This is a genomic window from Maridesulfovibrio sp. (genome assembly GCF_963666665.1).
Taxonomy (GTDB): Bacteria; Desulfobacterota; Desulfovibrionia; order Desulfovibrionales; family Desulfovibrionaceae; genus Maridesulfovibrio.
This window is the reverse complement of record NZ_OY762999.1, coordinates 3025651-3042836: the sequence shown is the minus strand read 5'-3', so window position 1 is coordinate 3042836 and position 17186 is coordinate 3025651. Positions and strand designations below refer to the sequence as shown.

Sequence of the window (17186 nt, the reverse complement as noted above, 5' to 3'; positions counted from 1 at the left end):
TGTTTTTTCTTTATTGTATTTTGAAAAACTAGCCTAGATTTTTTTGTTTTGGGGCATAAAATGAATGAAGATTTTATAGTTAGAAATTGGGACTTGCTCGTAGGTTTTACATTAGGGTCAATTTTCACAATTGTCTGTTTAGGACTGCGAGGAAGTGTCGTGACCTATTGGAAAAAATTTCCATATAAAGCCAAAATTATAGTGGCCTCTTTACTGGTCCTTCTGTTCTCGCTTTTCTTGTTGTTTCTGTCGAAATATAAAACTGATAGCGATGTTTATGCATGGTTTTTGTCTACGCTCGCTGCAATTTTTATTTCTGGATCAGTTATGAGTTTACTATCAGAGTTGTTTTTTAAAGAGCAGCTTCAGAAAGAGATTAATGATACTGTCTTTAATAATTTTGAAATCAATAAGTCTATTCAGGAATTTTCTCTTAGTCGCATAGATCGACGGTGGAGCATTGGTAAAACGATAGAAAGGATATTAGAGTCTAGAGATTGTATAGTTATTGGATTGTACAATAAAAATATTGTTGAGGATTGTCAGAATGAATTGAGAAAACATTTGGTGAAAAATAAAGTTACCATGGTGATGATTGATCCTGAGCATGAAAATGCAATAGCCTATCTGGATGATAAGTTTAGCAAGGACGGTAAATTAAAAGAACTTATTGAGGGAGTTGCAAGGACTAGTTTCGATTTTAAAAAAGAATTAAATGAGCATGGTAAAAATTTCATAATCAAGAAATTTAAATATATTGTCACCTACTCAGCATATCTGTTTGATGAAAAAGAGATATGGATAATTCCGAATACCTCGCTACCTGAAAAATTTTTTCTTCCTGTTTTGGTTTTTAAATTTACTGGATCTGAGATTAACAATTCCCCCTTTTTTGTTGAGTTGAATCGGATTGTAGAAACTTCACAAGAACTGAAAGAGTTGAGCTCCCCTGTTGGGGGTGAAAGTGCTGGAAATGATGAGTCAAGTTAATAGTACGGTGCAACTCTTTGACGTTGCTTCTGCTCTTCAAGAGCAACTTGCAAAATTAGTTGTTTCCTCTAACACGCTTTGGCGTTTTGTCGAGGAGTTGCAGGGGCTTGGCCCTCTGTTTCTTTTTGGTGGGGCCATAAGAGATACTTTTCATTCTATGCTTTATGAAGATGTAGAAATTTCAGATTTTGATTTCGTTTTAGACTCAGATGTGTTGCCTTGTGGTGACAATATTGAGCGTAATTCATTCGGTGGGTGTAAGACTTTTCTTGCAGATGGAACAAAAGTTGATGTCTGGCTTTTAAAAGATACCTATGCGTTCAAAGTGGGACAATTTCAAAAAGAGTACGGGCAGCTTCCTAACACAGCCGTATTTTCAATAAACGCTTGTATTTATAATGTGGCAAATGGAGAGTTTGTTGAATCAGGTTTTTTTGAGTCCATCCTAGAAAGGAGAATATCTTTTACTTGTACCGACTATCTTTATGATTTTCCTGAACTGCAAGCGATAAGAGTATTTAATTACGTTTCAAAGTTAAAATATGATTTAGATGCTGAGGTTGAAGGATTTGTACGGAATGTAGTCTCTTCGCAGTCAATGGATTCTTTTTTGGCGAATTTAAATAAGTCCTCTAAACGTTACGATGTAGAAAATATTGGAAGGCTGTACCGTCAATATTCCTGATCAAAGGAGTCTTGTTAAAATTTCCTCCCACACCCCCATAACCTCCAATTTCTCAGCCAAATGTGAAGACTTGTCATAATGCTTTTCGCCGACTTCCTGCTTACCGTGGTTGAAGTGGATGTTGAGCAAATAGCTTGGCACTTGCTGGTCGGCGAGCATGGTTCTGACTGTGCGGCGCAGGTCGCGCGGGGTCCAGTGTTTCATGTCTACACGTTTGCAAAATCTGGTTACGGCGCGGCCTAAGCTAGGGATCTCGCGTGGATCACTGGGGCGGCCTGCATTGGGGAATAGGTGCAGGTATTTTGATTTTCTGGATATGACTATTTCTTTAGCCCTTTCTGTCAGCGGTACAACGTGTTCACGCCCATTCTTGACTCTTTCGGCGGGGATAATCCAAAGATTTTCATCAAGGTCAAATTCAGTTCTCTTGCATTCCAGAATTTCAAGCACACGCTGACCACCAGTAGCAATAATCAGTTTGATTGCTGGCTGGTTGCACTCATGCCAGACGATTTTAAGTTCTTCAGGCGTAAGAACTCGTTCACCAACTTTTTCAGCCTTTGAATCTTTGGGGATAGCGGCAACGGGGTTGTTGCTGATGTCGAAAGTGATTTCCTGCGCAGCGCGGGTGTAATCGTGTTCTCGGACAATCCCATAACTAAAAGCACTGTGCAGGTAGCCCCGGAGGTGTGAGGCCATGGACGGGCCGCGCTTATATGTTTCCTTCAAAAGGGCTTGTATATGCTTCGGTGTAATGTGCTTGGCTTTTACGTCCCGGCCTATGAAGTTTACCGCGGCATACTTGCCAGTGAGCAGGGCGCGTTGAACCTCTTTCCATGATTTTTTACCCTTGCCCTTGAGATCGGCAACGTAAGCGTTGAAAAGCTGGTCTATGGAGCCTTTGAGGGATTCTTCAAGCTCGGCTTGGATCTGGGCTTCTTTTTCATGTCTGAGGCGAAAATTGGTTTCCCCGGCACGGGCCTTTGCTTTCAGCTCTTTAGCTTTTTCAATGGCCATCTTTTCAGATATACCATTTGAAGCCCAGCCGTAGCCCTCTTCAACACGCTTGCCGTTCACCTGAAACCGAATGGCGTAATATCTGTCAGCCATGATTCCATGCTTGCGGGTTTCGTGTGTGCGGTAGCGTACACCGCAGTTTTTGCCGAACTCATCCTTAACACTGATCCACTTTGCCATTTTCACTTCCTTTGAATGGGGACTGTCCCCGTTTTCTGTCCCCACTTTGGTCGGGACGGGTGGGGATAGTAAATGTGCTTTAGGGAAGTCTATAGCATGGTTAGTCCTTTTAAACAAATGGATTAATGGAAGTGTTGGGAAGCTGTGGGAAAATTGTCGGTAAAGATTCGTAACCAGCAGGTCGTCGGTTCAATTCCGATCGTTGGCTCCATAAAAAATTAAAGCCTCACAGTGTGTTATCGCATTGTGAGGCTTCTTTAGTTTGTGGCGAAAAGTGAGGGTGTCCGCAAAATTAATTTTCAGATCATCCTAACAATTGCGTATGCAACAACTTTTTTTCGCCTCCACCCCATGATATCTCTTTGTGGATTACTGACTGTCCAGAAAAGTGCGGCATGATCACCTGTTTATTTGTCTTTACAGCAGTCTTTTAGGGAGCGTTAAGGTGTAGAGTTCACGCTCGTATGAGCGAATCCTTTTTTTATTCTCTTCTCCCCAGTTTTTCCATATCCGCAAGGTATTGCGGTGACTGGTCAAGATAGAAGGAAAGGGCTTTGGAAAAATCCTTACCTACCAATCCGTCCACAAAGACCTGACTGATTTCCTTGTGCCGCTTCAGGATCAGCTGTGAGCGGTAGAAAATCAGCCATTCCTCGCGGGACATGCTTTGCAGTAGAGTTGATAATGCTTTGCGTGATCGCGGTTGGTAAAGCCAGAAGTACATCAGGTCAAGGGCGTTTACGATGATCAGCTTTTCCAAGTCCCTTGCTTCTTTGCTCAGGGTACGCATCATGATTTTCGGACTCTGCAGCATCTCAAGCACATCCTCTTCCGGAAACATGAGATCCAGTTTCGAGAAAACCGAGAAGAGCTGCGTAATCTTCATTTTATAACCGGCTATTCTGGCCTTGATGTTGGCCTGTCTGTCGGCAAGTCCTTCGATAAAGGCTGCAACCCCGTCTGATGCAAATTTGGAAATGATTGCCGCCCACTTCTGCAGGATTCCGGTGGCATCCGGTATACCGGCCATGCCCAGCAGGGCACCGATCAGTCCGCTTAAGGCGACCGCTACGGGAATGGCCAGAATGGACCTGAAAAAGTTGCCCACGGTGGCCCCTTTGGGCAGCCCGCGAATAGCGTTATGGCTGGAGAGGTATATCCCGTTGGCCAGTCCCATTACCGAGTAAAGCAGTATGGGGTTGGTAGAAGTGGTCACCCCGAAGGTATTATCCAGCAGCAGTGTTTTGACCAGATAGTCCAAAAGCGGAACTGAGAATCCGGTATAAAGCAGGGAGTCTGAAATGCGGCTCCAGCTGACCAGCGAGTTCCACGGCAGAAGGGGAGAACGCCGTAACCCTCCACCGCCGAGTACCGACTGGATAATATTGCGTGAGCCGGTGATGGCAAACCAGATTACCGCACCGAAATATGACAGCAGCCACCAGTCCTTGGTCAGGTAAAAGGTCAGGAAAGCTGGTATAAAGCCCAGCAGAACCTTGGCGGTATTCTTGATGTTGGTATTCAGGTAATTCCATGAGTTACCCAGTGAATCCGTATCCTGTTTGCGTTCAACGCTGTTATCGGGCTGGATATGCAGTCCGCCCAATGTGCCGATATTACCCAGTTTGCCTGCGTGTATTTTGAAGGAATCAAGGGTCCATTTTAACTGACGCCCGGCCTTGTCTTCAGGAAGGCGTGATAATTCACGGCGGCTGAGGCCCACCTTGCTGTTGACGCTTTTGGTCATCAGGGCGCTTACAGGAATTCGGTTGCACCCTTCACCGCAACTGTTGCGATAAAAGGGTTTGCGCGCCCGGGCCGGAAGAGTGTCGATAACCACGAAACCCATGCCGTGCCTGTGTTCCGCCTGACCTGTTGAGCCTGACCCGATGCGGGATCTCAGGCTGCGCTTGCTGTAGATAGTATGAAATTTTTCAAGATCAGAAAGGATGGCAACAAGCTCCGGCTTACGCCTTTGCATGACTTTGAAAGATTCTGCTTCAAAGTCTGCTTTTATCTTTTCGAGCTGGTCATCGTAGTCATAAATGATCTCGCGGATGGCGCTTTTAAGAGTGATAACGCTGTCTTCATTGAGAGCTTTTTGTAACCTGCCGATGAGCTTGTAATGTTTTTCCTGTCCGGTAAGTTGGGTTCTTTGCTCTTCGACGCAGATATCTTTGAGGTTGTAGGCTTCGATATGGGTGATCATGCCGCCGCCGTCGTAGAGCAGTTCCAGAGTATCCTGAGCGGTGAGGTTGGCAAGGTTGAGGGTGAATTTTGAACTGGAGTGAAGACGCAGCAAACGGGTCATCAATTCATTTATATTGCAGCGCAGCAGTTCCGGCAGTTCAGTATCTTTATGCGGTTCCGCAGGATCATGCAGCAGCGGATTTTTTGCCGGAGCCAGATATTCATCAATGATGGTTCGTACGGTCAGGGTGCGGAGCAATCCTTTTTGCGCAGGAGTGAGTTTAGTCTCTTCCTTATCCTCGGCATATACGGCGAGTTTGTTGTGGATGAATCGTCCAAGATGCAGGATTGAAGGTTGTCCGGTTCCCACGAAACTGAGAAATTCATCCTGATTCAGCAGGGGCAGTTTTAAATCCAGCTGTTTGCCGAGATCGTTGCGGTGTCTGCTGTTAAATTCATTAAGTACGTCAAAAACGTATTTTTGCTGGTAACGTGAAACCTCTCTTCCTTCTTCAAAGAGTTCAATGACACGTTCTTTTTCCATAAATTTTTGGAAGGTGGGAGTGTCGGAGAGTACATTCGGTTCCCAAGTGAAGCGAACGAATTTATCACGGAAACGTGCAGATAGTTCAATGCCTACATGAACCTTGATGTCGAGTATGCTGCCTGCTTCAAGCAGTTCTTCGATAACCTGCGGACGCACGTAGTTGTAGTAAACAACAGTAATTTCGCGGATGCCTTTGATCCATGCATCCATGATCAGGTGGGTCGGGGATTTCCTGCCTTTGGTGTTGGCATCATGTACATGATCATCAAAGGCGTATTGGTTCCATTCTTCAGGCATTTCAACCAGATGATATTTAGCCAGCTCTTTTCTGATCATGCGCGGATTTCCAGCCGAAACCATACGGAAATCGTGGGCCAGTTTAAGCCTGTTCAGTTCAGTATTGCCGGGGCGGACCAGCTTTTTCATGATCTGCAGCAGTACCCGGGCCGTATTTTTGCGGTAAAATCCTGAAGAAGAGAGAAATACTTCGTCACGTAAGGAACGCAAGGCTTTCAGGCGGTCATGGGCTATGCCGTTCTCAAAGCTGCCCAGCAGGCTGATTACGGCATAAGCAATGCGCAGTCCCTGCGGTGCAGCCATTTCCTTGATCCCGTGGGGATGCATGTATTCAACAAAAAGGGAGCGGAAGGCGCGGGATTTATTACCGCGCATGAGGACGTCATCAACAATCTGCAGCAGCTGATAGTCGAGCTTATCGAAGAAAAGAGAAGAAATTCTGGTCATAGCATGGAGTTGGTTCGGGGTCGGCGGAAGCCTAAAGCCCCGTACCTGACCCCGTATGGGTTAAATTTTATAATCAGTCAGCGTGTCTGCAGCCTCCGCATAAAAATCAGTGAAGATTCCGTCAACTCCTGCTTTTGCAAGAGCTTCCCATTCTTCAGGCTGGTTGGCGGTATAAACAAAGACAGCAAGATTGCGTGCATGTGCTTTTTCAATGAATTCAGGCACAATGGTCCGATACCAGAGGTTCACTGAAGTTGCATTCATTGCTGTGGCAGTATCCAGCAATTCGTCAGTGTAGTAGCGTCCGTCGAGGCAGTCCTTCAGCTCCTGTTTAAGAAGGCTGTGGATATCCTGATCTTCACAGATTTTATCAAGAAGCACCAGATTTTCCGCTAAAGCAGGAAAACGCGGCAGCATGTAGTCTTCATTGCCGTATGCGAAAAGCTCTGCAAAGTATTTTTCTGCTTCCGGCCCTGTTTTATCCAGCAGCAGGTTACGGCGGATTGCTCCATCCAGCAGGGCTATCTTGGCTTCAGGGCATACTTTGCGGAGAGCTTTCAGTTCCTCCCAGTTGAAGGAGCTGACCAGCAGGTCGGATATGTTGAGCTTTCCGGCAGCAACGTATTTATTGAAGAGCTCTCCTGCCTGTTTTCCGGTATTGTTTCCTTTCAGCTCCATGTGGATGGAAGGACGAGTGTCCTCAGCGCATGAAGCAAAGAAGTCGAAAACTTCATCAAGAAATGGAATACGGTCTTCGCCCTGTGCAGGATCTCCGGCGAAGAGGGATTTCAGTGTTACTGAATCTGTGCTGGAGACCTCGCCCTTGCCTGTGGAAACTTCCTCAAGGTCAAGGTTGTGGACTACCACCAGCTCTTTATCTGAACTGAGCTGCACATCAAATTCAATGGCCGGAACACCTTCTGAAGTGACTTTTTCAAAGGCACGAATGGTGTTCTGGTTGTATCCGGGGTATTTGCAACCCCGGTGTCCTATTAGCATCATTGGAAATCTCCATTCTATATCAAATTGGGCAGGAACATGACCACTGCGGGCATGTAAGTAACAATGAGCAATACTGCAAGCAGGGCCAGAATAAAGGGCCATATCTCACGACAGAACTCTCCCACCGTCGATCCGGTGATGGCACAGGTCGTGAACATCATCGATCCGAAGGGCGGTGTGATGCCTCCGATCATGATGTTTACGATCATAATCAGGCCGAAGTGAATCAGGTCGATACCCATTCCTTTAACCAGCGGAACCAGAAGCGGGGCAACAATAATCAGCAGTGCGCCGCCCTCAAGGAACATGCCCAGCAAGAGGAGCAGGACGTTGATGACTACCAGAATTAACCACGGGGAATCGGAGATAGCCAGAATCGCCTTGGTCAACTGGTGGGGAATGCGTTCCCAGCTCATGTATTGCCCGAATACGGACGCAGCGATAATAATCAGCATGACTGAACTGGTTCCCAGAATGGTGTTCTTCATGATGATGGGGAAATGTTCCCATCTGAGCTGCTTGTAAAGAAACGCACCGATAATGATGCAGAAAAGCACAGCCATGGCTCCGGCTTCAGTTGGTGTGAACACACCGAAGCGGATACCTGCGATAATGCCCAGAGGCAGGAGCAGACCCCAGATTGATTCACGGAACTGGGCGAAGATTTCCTTGCCGGTGGCCATTTTTTCGCGTGAGGGTTTGTAGCCCCTCTTGCAGGCGATGAAATGTACGGTAAGCATCAGGCCCAGGCACATGAGTACACCCGGAGTATAGCCCCCGATGAACATTTTGGCCACGGAGACCTGAGCGATAAGTGCGTAAATGATCAGGTTGATGCCCGGTGGAATTACCGGAGCGATTGCGGATGATGCAGCGGTGATGGCAGTGGCAAAAGGTGCGCTGTACCCGCGCTTGGTCATTTGCGGGACGATGATCTTGGACTGCATGGCTGCGTCAGCATTTGCAGAGCCGGAGATACCACCCATCAGGGTGGAAAGCAGGACGTTTACCTGAGCCAGCCCGCCGCGTAGGTGTCCGGTCAGAACTTCTGCCATTTTCATGAGACTGGCACTGATCCCTGAGAAGTTCATGATTTCACCGGCCATGATGAAAAACGGAATGGCCAGTAAAGGAAAGGATGCGGTGGATGTGATGAATTTCTGCAGGATCAGGTCCGGCGGTGTGCCAACATCGCCGAAAGTGAAATATGCGAGGCCTGCGGCCAAAAGGGCAAAGGCAATGGGAATGCTGGTGAAATACAGCGCCATTACAATGGTTACGGGAAATGTAAGCATGGTTTATTCTCCTTCTTCTGCCTGTTTGCCGAAAAGTTTTCCTAAATCCTGATACAGGAAAGACAGTGCGTAGACAGCCATCAGGGAGAAACCGACCGTAAGTGCCAGATTCACGTAAATGGCGGGAATGTCGAGAACAGGTGTGCGTTTCAGCTTGTTTGCCTGAATGTAAAGAATGCTGAGATAGACGATGTATCCGTTGATGATGAACATCAGCAGGTCAATGACCACAGCAATGAATTTGCGCCAGATTGGGGGACCGACCTTGCTGATCATATCAATGCCGATGTGCAATTTGTATCGGTATGCAGCGGCGGAACCAACGAAAACGGACCAGATAAATGAGGTTGTAGCCACTTCTTCGGCCCAGAAAAGCCCGCCTTGAAATAGATAGCGCAGCCCGACATTGATGATGACCACCCCAACGGTAATACAAAGGAAAAAACCGCTGATGATAAGGTCGAAATTTTTGAACAGAAATTTGGATGCTGTAGTAGACATTGTTCACCACCAAAAGCAGGGCATGGAAGCGCAGGCTCCCATGCCCTGAATTAATTGTTTATCTCATTGCGTCGAGTTCTTTGAAGATAGACTGGTAGATACCGGTAGTCATACCTTTCTGCTCTTCGTAGAGAGGCTTGAGAGCTGCGCGGAAAGCGTCGCCGTCAACTTCGTTGAACTTTACGCCATAGGATTCCAGCTCTTTAACAACACCACCGTGCTGGGACTTGAGCAGGTTAACCATGTGGTTTGCACCGTTGGTGAATTCATCCTGAATGATTTTCTGGTACTTGGCAGGAATTTCGTTCCAAACCTTGGTGGAGATGTAAACTCCGCAAGTGCCGAGGATGTGGCGGGTGTTGGCTACGTTTTTGGTCGGGCCTTCGTATACTTTGGTGCCGATGTTGGTGAATTCGGAACCCTCGAGACCGTCAACAACACCCTGCTGTACTGCGGAGAGGGTTTCACCCCAGGGCAGGGGAGTTGCAACAGCGCCCATGGCGGTGAGGGTGTCGATGTAGGATTTGGAACCGGGAGTACGGATTTTCATGCCCTTGAGATCGGCAGGAGTCTTGATGACTTTCTGGGTAATCAGGTTACGGAAACCGTAAATGTAGTCGAGTGCAAGAATTTTGATGCCCTGCTTTTCCGCTTCAGCCTGCATTTTCTTAACGAGGTCGGACTGGGTCAGGTTCACGTATTCGTCAAAGCTGCGGTACAGCATGGGAGCGTAAAGAGCTTTGAAATCAGGAACATAGTCGCCGATGAAAGAGGGGTCTTCAACGGAGATGAATTTAGCTCCGCGAACAACCTGTTCTACGCCTTCCTTGTATGCGGGCAGCTGTGCCTGCGGAAAAGTCTGGATGTTGATAGCGCCGTCGGTTTTCTCGTAGATGGATTCGGCTACAGCATCCATGGATTTGGAAAGCTGCTCTGCTGGGCTGAAAACGTGGCTCAGTTTCAGGGTCAGTTTATAGTCGTCCGCCATACACATTGTGCCCATGGACAGGACCAGAACAGCTCCTGCACAAAGCACGGAAAGGGTCTTCTTGAAGCTCATTTTACTTTTCCTCCTAAAGGTTCCTTACTTATCAGGATTGCGGCAACAATTGCCAAAATCCTTTTGCTACTGTCTGTCCCCGCCATCCTCTGCTTCCGTGTCACGTTGGACGGCGGCAGTAGATTCGCGGACAATCAGCTTGGTCTCCATCATATGTTGTTCCGGTTTTTCCGGATTTTCCATCTTTTGCAGCAAGAGTTCACAGGCGCGTCTGCCCATTTCATAGGCCGGCTGGCGGACAGTGGTCAGTGCCGGGACCATGTATGAGGCCGTAGGCATGTCATCAAAGCCCACTATGGACAGGTCTTCGGGCAGGGATAATCCCGATTCCCGCGCTCCCTTGATTGCACCGAGGGCAATGTAGTCGTTAGAACAGAAAACCGCGCTCGGCGGGTACTCCTGTTCAAGGAGCTGCTTGATCGAGTCCCGGCCTCCGGTAAGGGAGTACTCGGTCTGGACCAGCAGGTCTTTGTCGTAGGGAATCCCGTTATCCTTAAGGCATTGGCGGTAGCCATGCCAGCGGTGATAGGATCTGTCTGTCACGGTAAAGCTGCCCGCGATCATACCTATCCTGCGGTGTCCGAGGGAAATAAGGTGTTCGGTGGCAACGTACCCGCCGCGATAGTTATCTACCCCAACGGCGGAAAACGGTCCGCCTTTGACCGTGCTGAAGAGCAGCACGAAGGGGAACCCTTCATCTGTAAGAGTCTTGATTATTTCGCCCTTGGGATTGGTCGTGGTGATGATCAGTCCGTCCACCTGACTTTCGCGCAATGCTTTGATCAGGCTTTCTTCCTGTGATATTTTGTATGATGTGTTGCCGAGGATTACTTTGATTTGTTTTTCTTCGGCATATTCCTGAACCCCAAGTGTGGATTCGGCAAAGACGGGGTTGTTGATGTTGGGAATGATCAGCCCGATGGTGTTGGACTTCTTGGTGGCAAAACCGCGTGCGAGGGCATTGTATTTATAGTTGCACATCTTCATGGCCCGGAGAACTTTCTCACGGGTTTTCTCTCGCACGGAATCCGGGGAATTAATAACCCGGGAAACCGTGGCGGTGGAAACTTGCGCTAAGCGGGCAACATCACGAATAGTACTCACAGACAACCTCACCATGTAAACGTTTACATTTTGTTAGCAGCTTGATAACAATTGTGTCAACAAATTGATGAATAATGAAATTTAAGCTTGTTTTTATTGAATTTGTAGTTTTGAAAATATGAAACATTAACAGCTTTAAGTGACATTATGATCTCGCTAGTGTCATTTGAATGTAAACATATACATTGTGAGTGAAGGGAGTATCGGATGACTACCAGTGCCTTACAAAAGCTGACAGAACAGGTTCAGCGCATTGAATACTGCGGGATGTATGTTGACCTTGTGAGTACTTCAGCCGGAACAGTGCGGGTAGGCAGTATGCCTGATGTTGCTAAGTTCCTGACTGAACATGGTTTTCGGGAGGAAGTTGTCGTTGTGCCGCCGTGGGAGGTTTCACTTTCAGGTGATAACCGCACAGGAGAGGAATTCATACTATGGCAGGCTCAAATCAGGGGCGGAATTCTTAAAGAATACGTCGGTCTTAAACAGGATGTGGAGCTGCTCCACAGTAATCTTGAGTGTATATTCCCGTATTTTTTTGATGATAAGAATCTCAAGGTCGTACGTAAGGACTGGCTTGGAAAATGGTTTCATTACAACGTTGCCAATCCCTGTTACCGCAAGGGCAGTCTTGAGATCTGCTGTGAAGGCGGCAATGTTGTAGTCTCCGATGGCGGCGCTGTGTTGTATGACCGCAACTCCCATGCCCCTGCCGGTAGTCCCGACAAGGAAATAGAGGCTCTGCTGGAAACGATCCCCAGAGGCGGCAGAATCAGAGATGTTTTGGAAGTCCTTCCCATCGGCTGCGGAAACGGTGTTTTCGGCACGGTTGCCAACACCATTGTGCGTTACGGTGAATACGTAATCTGGATAGATCCTTGCGGATATCCGGCACAAGCCCTTGCCCGCTGCAATATTCATTGGGATGATATTACCCACTGTCTATTTACTCATAATCATGAGGATCATGTGCAGGGTTTTAGCGCCTGCATGTATCGGGCATGCAAATCTAATCGAAAGTTGAAGTTGATCCTTGCCGATAATGTTTTCCGGGTGCTGTCTGATCTTTATTCGCCGCTTTTTCCCTCGATGAGAGAGCATGTGGAGGTACTCTCATTGATGCCCGGAATCCCGTTGCAAGTAGGCCCAATTCAAATAGACAGCCGCTGGAATCACCATATCCTGCCTTATGGAACCATCGGTCTTAAAATCTCTGCCGGAGGCAGCAGTTTCGGCTATTCAGGGGATACTAAGTACGATGAGCGGATTAATAAAATTCTGAACCGTCCTGAACTTGAAGCCGAATGGTTTGCCTCCTGTGATTTGGTTTTCCACGAAATAGAATTTGATAATCCGGACAGCGTGCATACCCACTGGAAGCAGGTCGAGTCTTTGCAAAGTAAAATCAAAGGCAAAGTTCTCGGTTATCATTGTCCTTTTCTGACGAACAGCCCTTTCCCGCTGGCGGAAGAGGGGAAATGTTACGTACTTTAATGGTGCTTGCAGGTTTGCTTGCAGAACGTGGTAATTCAACTGTTTCAGGGCTGGAATTACTTCCTGTAGGCTTCCCGTTTGATGCGGAAACTGTTCTGCCTGCGGTTGCCTCCATGGGAGCTTGAACGTCAGAAATATACAAATTGCATGCAGTCTTTGCATAATTGCATGCAATTTGTGTCTGCAAAAAGCCTGTTTTCGCGAAGTATGTTTTGTTTAAACTTGTAAAGGCTATTTTTCCAGTATGTTATGATTTTTGGGCCTGTGATTGGTTTATGGCATGTCTTATGCTAAATGGGCCGCATGCAACCTATAACTACAACATGTCCTTACTGCGGTGCCGGATGCTCTCTTTCTTTGGAAGTAGAGAATGGGCGCATTGTCAGTGTTTCTCCCGGACCGGAACCATCGGTTAATCAGGGCGCACTGTGCTCCAAGGGGCGGTTCGGATTCGATTTTGTTCATCATCGTGATCGGCTGACTACTCCGCTGATACGTAAGAACGGCGAGCTGGTTCCTGCTTCATGGGATGAGGCGTTGGGGCTTGTGGCAAGCCGCTTAAGCTCCATTGTTTCTGAACATGGTCCGCAGACTGTTGGCGGTTTCAGCAGTGCCCGCTGCACCAATGAAGAGAATTACCTTTTCCAGAAATTTTTCCGCGCAGGGCTCGGCAGTAATAATGTCGACCATTGCGCACGTCTCTGACACGCTCCCACGGTGGCCGGTCTGGCTGCATCATTAGGAAGCGGTTCCATGACAAACTCCATCCGTGAGCTTTGGGATATGGGAAGAGGCGACTGTGTTTGCGCCATCGGCACCAACACTACCGAATGTCATCCCATCATCGGTATCGGCATGATGGAAGCTAAGCGTAACGGAGCAGGGCTTATCGTCATTGATCCCCGTGAGATCGATCTTGCGCGTCAGGCCGATGTCTGGCTCAGACTCCGTCCGGGGACAGATACTCCGCTGCTTTCGTCCATTGCCAAGGTTATTCTGGATGAAGGACTGGCTGACGTTGAAGCCCTTGTCGCAGCTACCGAAGATTTCGCTTCTTTCCGGGAAGGTCTGCAGGCTTTCGATCCTGAAAGTGTTGCTGCCATTGCTGAAGTCCCAGCGGCTGATATTCGTAAGGCTGCGCGGCTTATCGGAAAGTCCGCCAATGCCGCCTTCTACTACACAATGGGTGTGACCCAGCACACTACCGGAACCAATAACGTACTTGCCGTTTCCAACCTTGCGCTGCTTAGCGGAAATATCGGGCGGCCCAAGACAGGTGTTAACCCGTTGCGCGGGCAGAACAACGTTCAGGGTGCATGTGATATGGGAGCCCTGCCCAACGTGCTGACCGGATACCGTCCGGTAACTGATGATGCGGTGCGGGAAACATTTGAATCTGGCTGGGGAGTGAAACTTTCTGCTGAACCGGGGCTGACCATTCCCAAGATGTTGCATGCTGTTGAAGAAGACCGCCTTAAGGGACTATTTGTTTTCGGCGAAAACCCCATGCGCAGCGACCCGGATATCAGTCACGTGGAGCATTGCCTGCGTCATGTGGATTTTCTTGTTGTTCAGGACCTTTTCCTTACCGAAACAGCCGCGCTGGCTGATGTTGTCCTGCCCGGAGCCAGTTTTGCTGAGAAGGACGGAACTTTTACCAGCACAGAGCGGCGTGTACAGCGTGTCCGTAAGGCAGTAGACCCCATCGGGCAGAGTCGCCCGGACTGGGAAATATTGGCTGATTTGCTGGCCCGTCTTGGCCGTTCCGAGCGGTACGCAAGTGCTTCAGATATTTTTGATGAAATGCGTACTTTGACCCCGACCCATGCAGGCATAAGCTATGAACGTCTGGAGGCTGGCGGTATTCAATGGCCCTGTCCAGCTGAAACGCATCCGGGGACTCCAATTCTGCACGTTGGGGGCTGCATGCGCGGTCCCGGTAAATTCGTACCCCTTGAACATCGCGAGCCGGCAGAATTGCCTGATGCGCAGTATCCGTTGACCCTGACCACCGGAAGGGTGGTTGCTCATTACCACACTGCCACCATGACCCGTCGTTGTTTCGGGTTGGAAGGTACCTGGCCGGAGGAACTGGTGGAGATTCATCCTGCTGATGCCGCAGCATACGGTGTAGAGGATGGCGAACTGGTAGAAATCAGCTCCCGCCGGGGAACAGTCAAGGCGCGGGCATGGGGTACCAAACGGGTCCGGCGCGGTCTGGTTTTCATGACTTTCCACTTTTCTGAAAGTCCGGCCAACCTGCTGACTACTTCGGCAGCAGACCCGGTTACCGGAACTCCGCAGCTGAAAGTCTGTGCTGTTTCCATTCGTAAATTCAAGGAACCTGAGAAGTCAGTAGACGCACAGGTTTCCGCATCCACAAAGGAAGAAATTTCATGTCATCACGTTTAAGCCCCTTTGTCCTTGCCAATGCTGCAAAGTGCATCGGTTGCCGGGCCTGTGAACTGGCCTGCGCTGCTGCTCACCTGCAGGGCGGTGTTTCTGTGGGAAGCTTGCAGGGATCGCTTTCTCCCCGTCTTTACCTGATCCGCGCAGAAGAAGTCTGTGTCCCGGTGGGCTGCCGTCATTGCGAGGACGCACCATGCGCTGCAGTCTGTCCTAATGGTGCTATCCAGCGCACTGATTCCGGAGTGCAGGTGGATGAGGAACGCTGTGTTGGTTGCAAGACCTGCCTTGCAGCCTGTCCTTTTGGAGCTATGGAAATGGCCCAGATCTGGAAAGATGGTCGTCCCGCCCTGCGCAGGGTGGTTGATCCGCATAATCCTGATTCTTACATTGTTGAACCCGCACTTCTAGCCAGCAAATGCGACCTCTGCCACGAACGTGAAGAAGGCCCGGCCTGTGTGGAAGCCTGTCCTAAAGACGCTTTGACTTTGATTGATCCCATGAAAATTAAGAAACGCCGCAATATTGAAGCTGCATTGGCCCTTGCCGGAGTCGGAGCCAGAGCTGGGGAGGAAATGTAATGATGGATGATTCTCAAGTAGTGGCAATTGATTCCGCGGTCTGTACCGGTTGTCGCCGCTGCGCCGAAGTCTGCCCTGTAGATGCTATTGTCGGTGCTGAAGGTGAAGCCCAGACCATTGATACTTCTAAATGTGTTATCTGCGGTCAGTGCGTATTGACCTGTTCCGCATTTGTTTCTCCTTTTGACGATGCGGCGGATGAGTTGCCCGCCATGCGCAGAGCGCGCGGCCTTGCTGACGATGACAGTGCACCTCTGTTTGCTGCTCATTTTCGCAACGATACCAAAAAAGTTGCGGAACTGCTTGCTGATCCGGCTAAGAAATCCATGGTTCAGTGTGCTCCGGCGGTACGTACTTCCATTGCTGAAGAATACGGTCTTGCTCCGGGAACCCTGACTCCGGGACAGCTTGCGGCTTCCCTGCGCCGTCTTGGTTTTGATGCTGTTTACGATACTATTTTCGCGGCGGATGTGACCATCATGGAAGAGTCTTCGGAGTTGCTGGACCGGATTAAGTCCGGCGGAACGATGCCCATGTTCACTTCCTGTTGTCCCGGTTGGGTGCGTTACATGGAGACAGCATGGCCTGATCTGACCGATCATCTTTCCAGCTGCAAATCCCCGCAGCAGATGGCCGGAGCGCTCTTCAAAACTTACGGGGCAGAAATCGTCGGAGTCGGCGCAGAGTCTATCGCCAGTGTAGCGGTCATGCCCTGCACAGCCAAAAAGCATGAGGCTGCCCGTCCTGAAATGCAGTCCAGCGGACAGCCGGACGTTGATGCAGTGCTTACCGTGACTGAACTTGCCGCCATGCTGAAGGAGAAAGGCATCAACTTTGCTGAAATGCCTGAAGAGGATTTTGATGTTCCCATGGGCCTCTATTCCGGGGCCGGGGTTATCTTCGGAGCCACCGGAGGAGTCATGGAAGCTGCTTTGCGAACAGCCATTGCCGTTACCAGCGGTAAGGATGTCTGTGAGAGCGGGGTTGTGTTCTCCCCGGCAGGAGAGGGTATCCGCAGGGCATTCATAGAGGTTGCCGGAAAAACTGTTCGTGCGGTGATCGTTTCCGGTCTGGCTAATGCCGCCCCGCTTCTTGAAGATGTCCGTGCCGGAAAGGCCGATTTTGATTTCATGGAAGTAATGTGCTGCCCCGGAGGTTGCGTTGCCGGAGGGGGCCAGCCGAAACTTCTGCCCGGAATTGACCGTGCCGAGGTGATTGCCAAGCGCCGTGGCGGATTACACCGTCATGATAAGGAACTTCCGGTTCGTGCTTCGCATAAAAACGAGGCAGTTGCGGCTTTGTATGATAAATATCTGGGTGAACCTCTCGGACACAAATCTCATGAACTTCTGCACACCCATTATGGGACCGGGAGCGGGGGACATTAGCC

General features: G+C 49.0%; 14 protein-coding genes. 7 read left to right on the top strand and 7 right to left on the bottom strand.

What is annotated here, in order from left to right; translation table 11 throughout:
- The first annotated feature begins 60 nt into the window (after positions 1–60).
- Together ACKU40_RS13925 and ACKU40_RS13920 are read left to right on the top strand one after the other, a co-directional pair.
- Positions 61–990: a hypothetical protein gene (locus ACKU40_RS13925; RefSeq protein ID WP_320173401.1), complete on the top strand. Its 930-nt coding sequence runs from the start codon at positions 61–63 to the stop codon at positions 988–990.
- Positions 965–1675: a hypothetical protein gene (locus ACKU40_RS13920; RefSeq protein WP_320173400.1), complete on the top strand. Its 711-nt coding sequence runs from the start codon at positions 965–967 to the stop codon at positions 1673–1675. The genes ACKU40_RS13925 and ACKU40_RS13920 overlap by 26 nt, the downstream gene beginning before the upstream one ends.
- Here ACKU40_RS13920 and ACKU40_RS13915 read toward each other — a convergent pair whose 3' ends face one another.
- The 7 genes from ACKU40_RS13915 to ACKU40_RS13885 form a co-directional block, all read right to left on the bottom strand.
- Positions 1676–2872 carry a tyrosine-type recombinase/integrase gene (locus tag ACKU40_RS13915; RefSeq protein WP_320173399.1) on the bottom strand — a complete coding sequence of 399 codons (1197 nt, stop codon included), beginning with the start codon at positions 2870–2872 and terminating at the stop codon, positions 1676–1678.
- 481 nt (positions 2873–3353) lie between these two features.
- Positions 3354–6353: a hypothetical protein gene (locus ACKU40_RS13910; RefSeq protein WP_320173398.1), complete on the bottom strand. Its 3000-nt coding sequence runs from the start codon at positions 6351–6353 to the stop codon at positions 3354–3356.
- 60 nt (positions 6354–6413) lie between these two features.
- Positions 6414–7355 (bottom strand): glycerophosphodiester phosphodiesterase family protein, encoded by a 942-nt coding sequence (locus ACKU40_RS13905; RefSeq protein ID WP_320173397.1) that lies wholly within the window; start codon positions 7353–7355, stop codon positions 6414–6416.
- Between the two features lie 14 nt (positions 7356–7369).
- Complete coding sequence (locus ACKU40_RS13900; protein ID WP_320173396.1) at positions 7370–8650, bottom strand: TRAP transporter large permease; 1281 nt, start codon at positions 8648–8650, stop codon at positions 7370–7372.
- Positions 8651–8653: 3 nt separating this feature from the next.
- Positions 8654–9151 carry a TRAP transporter small permease gene (locus tag ACKU40_RS13895; RefSeq protein ID WP_320173395.1) on the bottom strand — a complete coding sequence of 166 codons (498 nt, stop codon included), beginning with the start codon at positions 9149–9151 and terminating at the stop codon, positions 8654–8656.
- Positions 9152–9209: 58 nt separating this feature from the next.
- Positions 9210–10211: a C4-dicarboxylate TRAP transporter substrate-binding protein gene (locus ACKU40_RS13890; RefSeq protein WP_320173394.1), complete on the bottom strand. Its 1002-nt coding sequence runs from the start codon at positions 10209–10211 to the stop codon at positions 9210–9212.
- Positions 10212–10277: 66 nt separating this feature from the next.
- On the bottom strand, positions 10278–11315 hold the full coding sequence (locus tag ACKU40_RS13885; protein ID WP_320173393.1) for a LacI family DNA-binding transcriptional regulator: 1038 nt from the start codon (positions 11313–11315) through the stop codon (positions 10278–10280).
- A gap of 207 nt (positions 11316–11522) precedes the next feature.
- Here ACKU40_RS13885 and ACKU40_RS13880 point away from each other — a divergent pair, with 207 nt between their 5' ends.
- The 5 genes from ACKU40_RS13880 (at position 11523) to ACKU40_RS13860 (ending at position 17184) form a co-directional block, all read left to right on the top strand.
- Positions 11523–12809: an MBL fold metallo-hydrolase gene (locus ACKU40_RS13880; RefSeq protein ID WP_320173392.1), complete on the top strand. Its 1287-nt coding sequence runs from the start codon at positions 11523–11525 to the stop codon at positions 12807–12809.
- On the top strand, positions 12794–12934 hold the full coding sequence (locus tag ACKU40_RS13875; protein ID WP_320173391.1) for a hypothetical protein: 141 nt from the start codon (positions 12794–12796) through the stop codon (positions 12932–12934). Before ACKU40_RS13880 ends, ACKU40_RS13875 begins: the two co-directional genes overlap by 16 nt.
- 178 nt (positions 12935–13112) lie before the next feature.
- Positions 13113–15221, top strand: a complete 2109-nt coding sequence (gene fdhF, locus ACKU40_RS13870) for a formate dehydrogenase subunit alpha (RefSeq protein WP_320173390.1) — start codon at positions 13113–13115, stop codon at positions 15219–15221.
- Positions 15206–15796, top strand: coding sequence for a 4Fe-4S dicluster domain-containing protein (locus ACKU40_RS13865; RefSeq protein ID WP_320173389.1), 591 nt, complete (start codon positions 15206–15208; stop codon positions 15794–15796). Before fdhF ends, ACKU40_RS13865 begins: the two co-directional genes overlap by 16 nt.
- The gene (locus tag ACKU40_RS13860) at positions 15796–17184 is read left to right on the top strand and encodes a [Fe-Fe] hydrogenase large subunit C-terminal domain-containing protein (protein WP_320173388.1); all 1389 of its coding nucleotides are present in this window, start codon (positions 15796–15798) and stop codon (positions 17182–17184) included. The genes ACKU40_RS13865 and ACKU40_RS13860 overlap by 1 nt, the downstream gene beginning before the upstream one ends.
- The last annotated feature ends 2 nt before the right edge of the window (positions 17185–17186 follow it).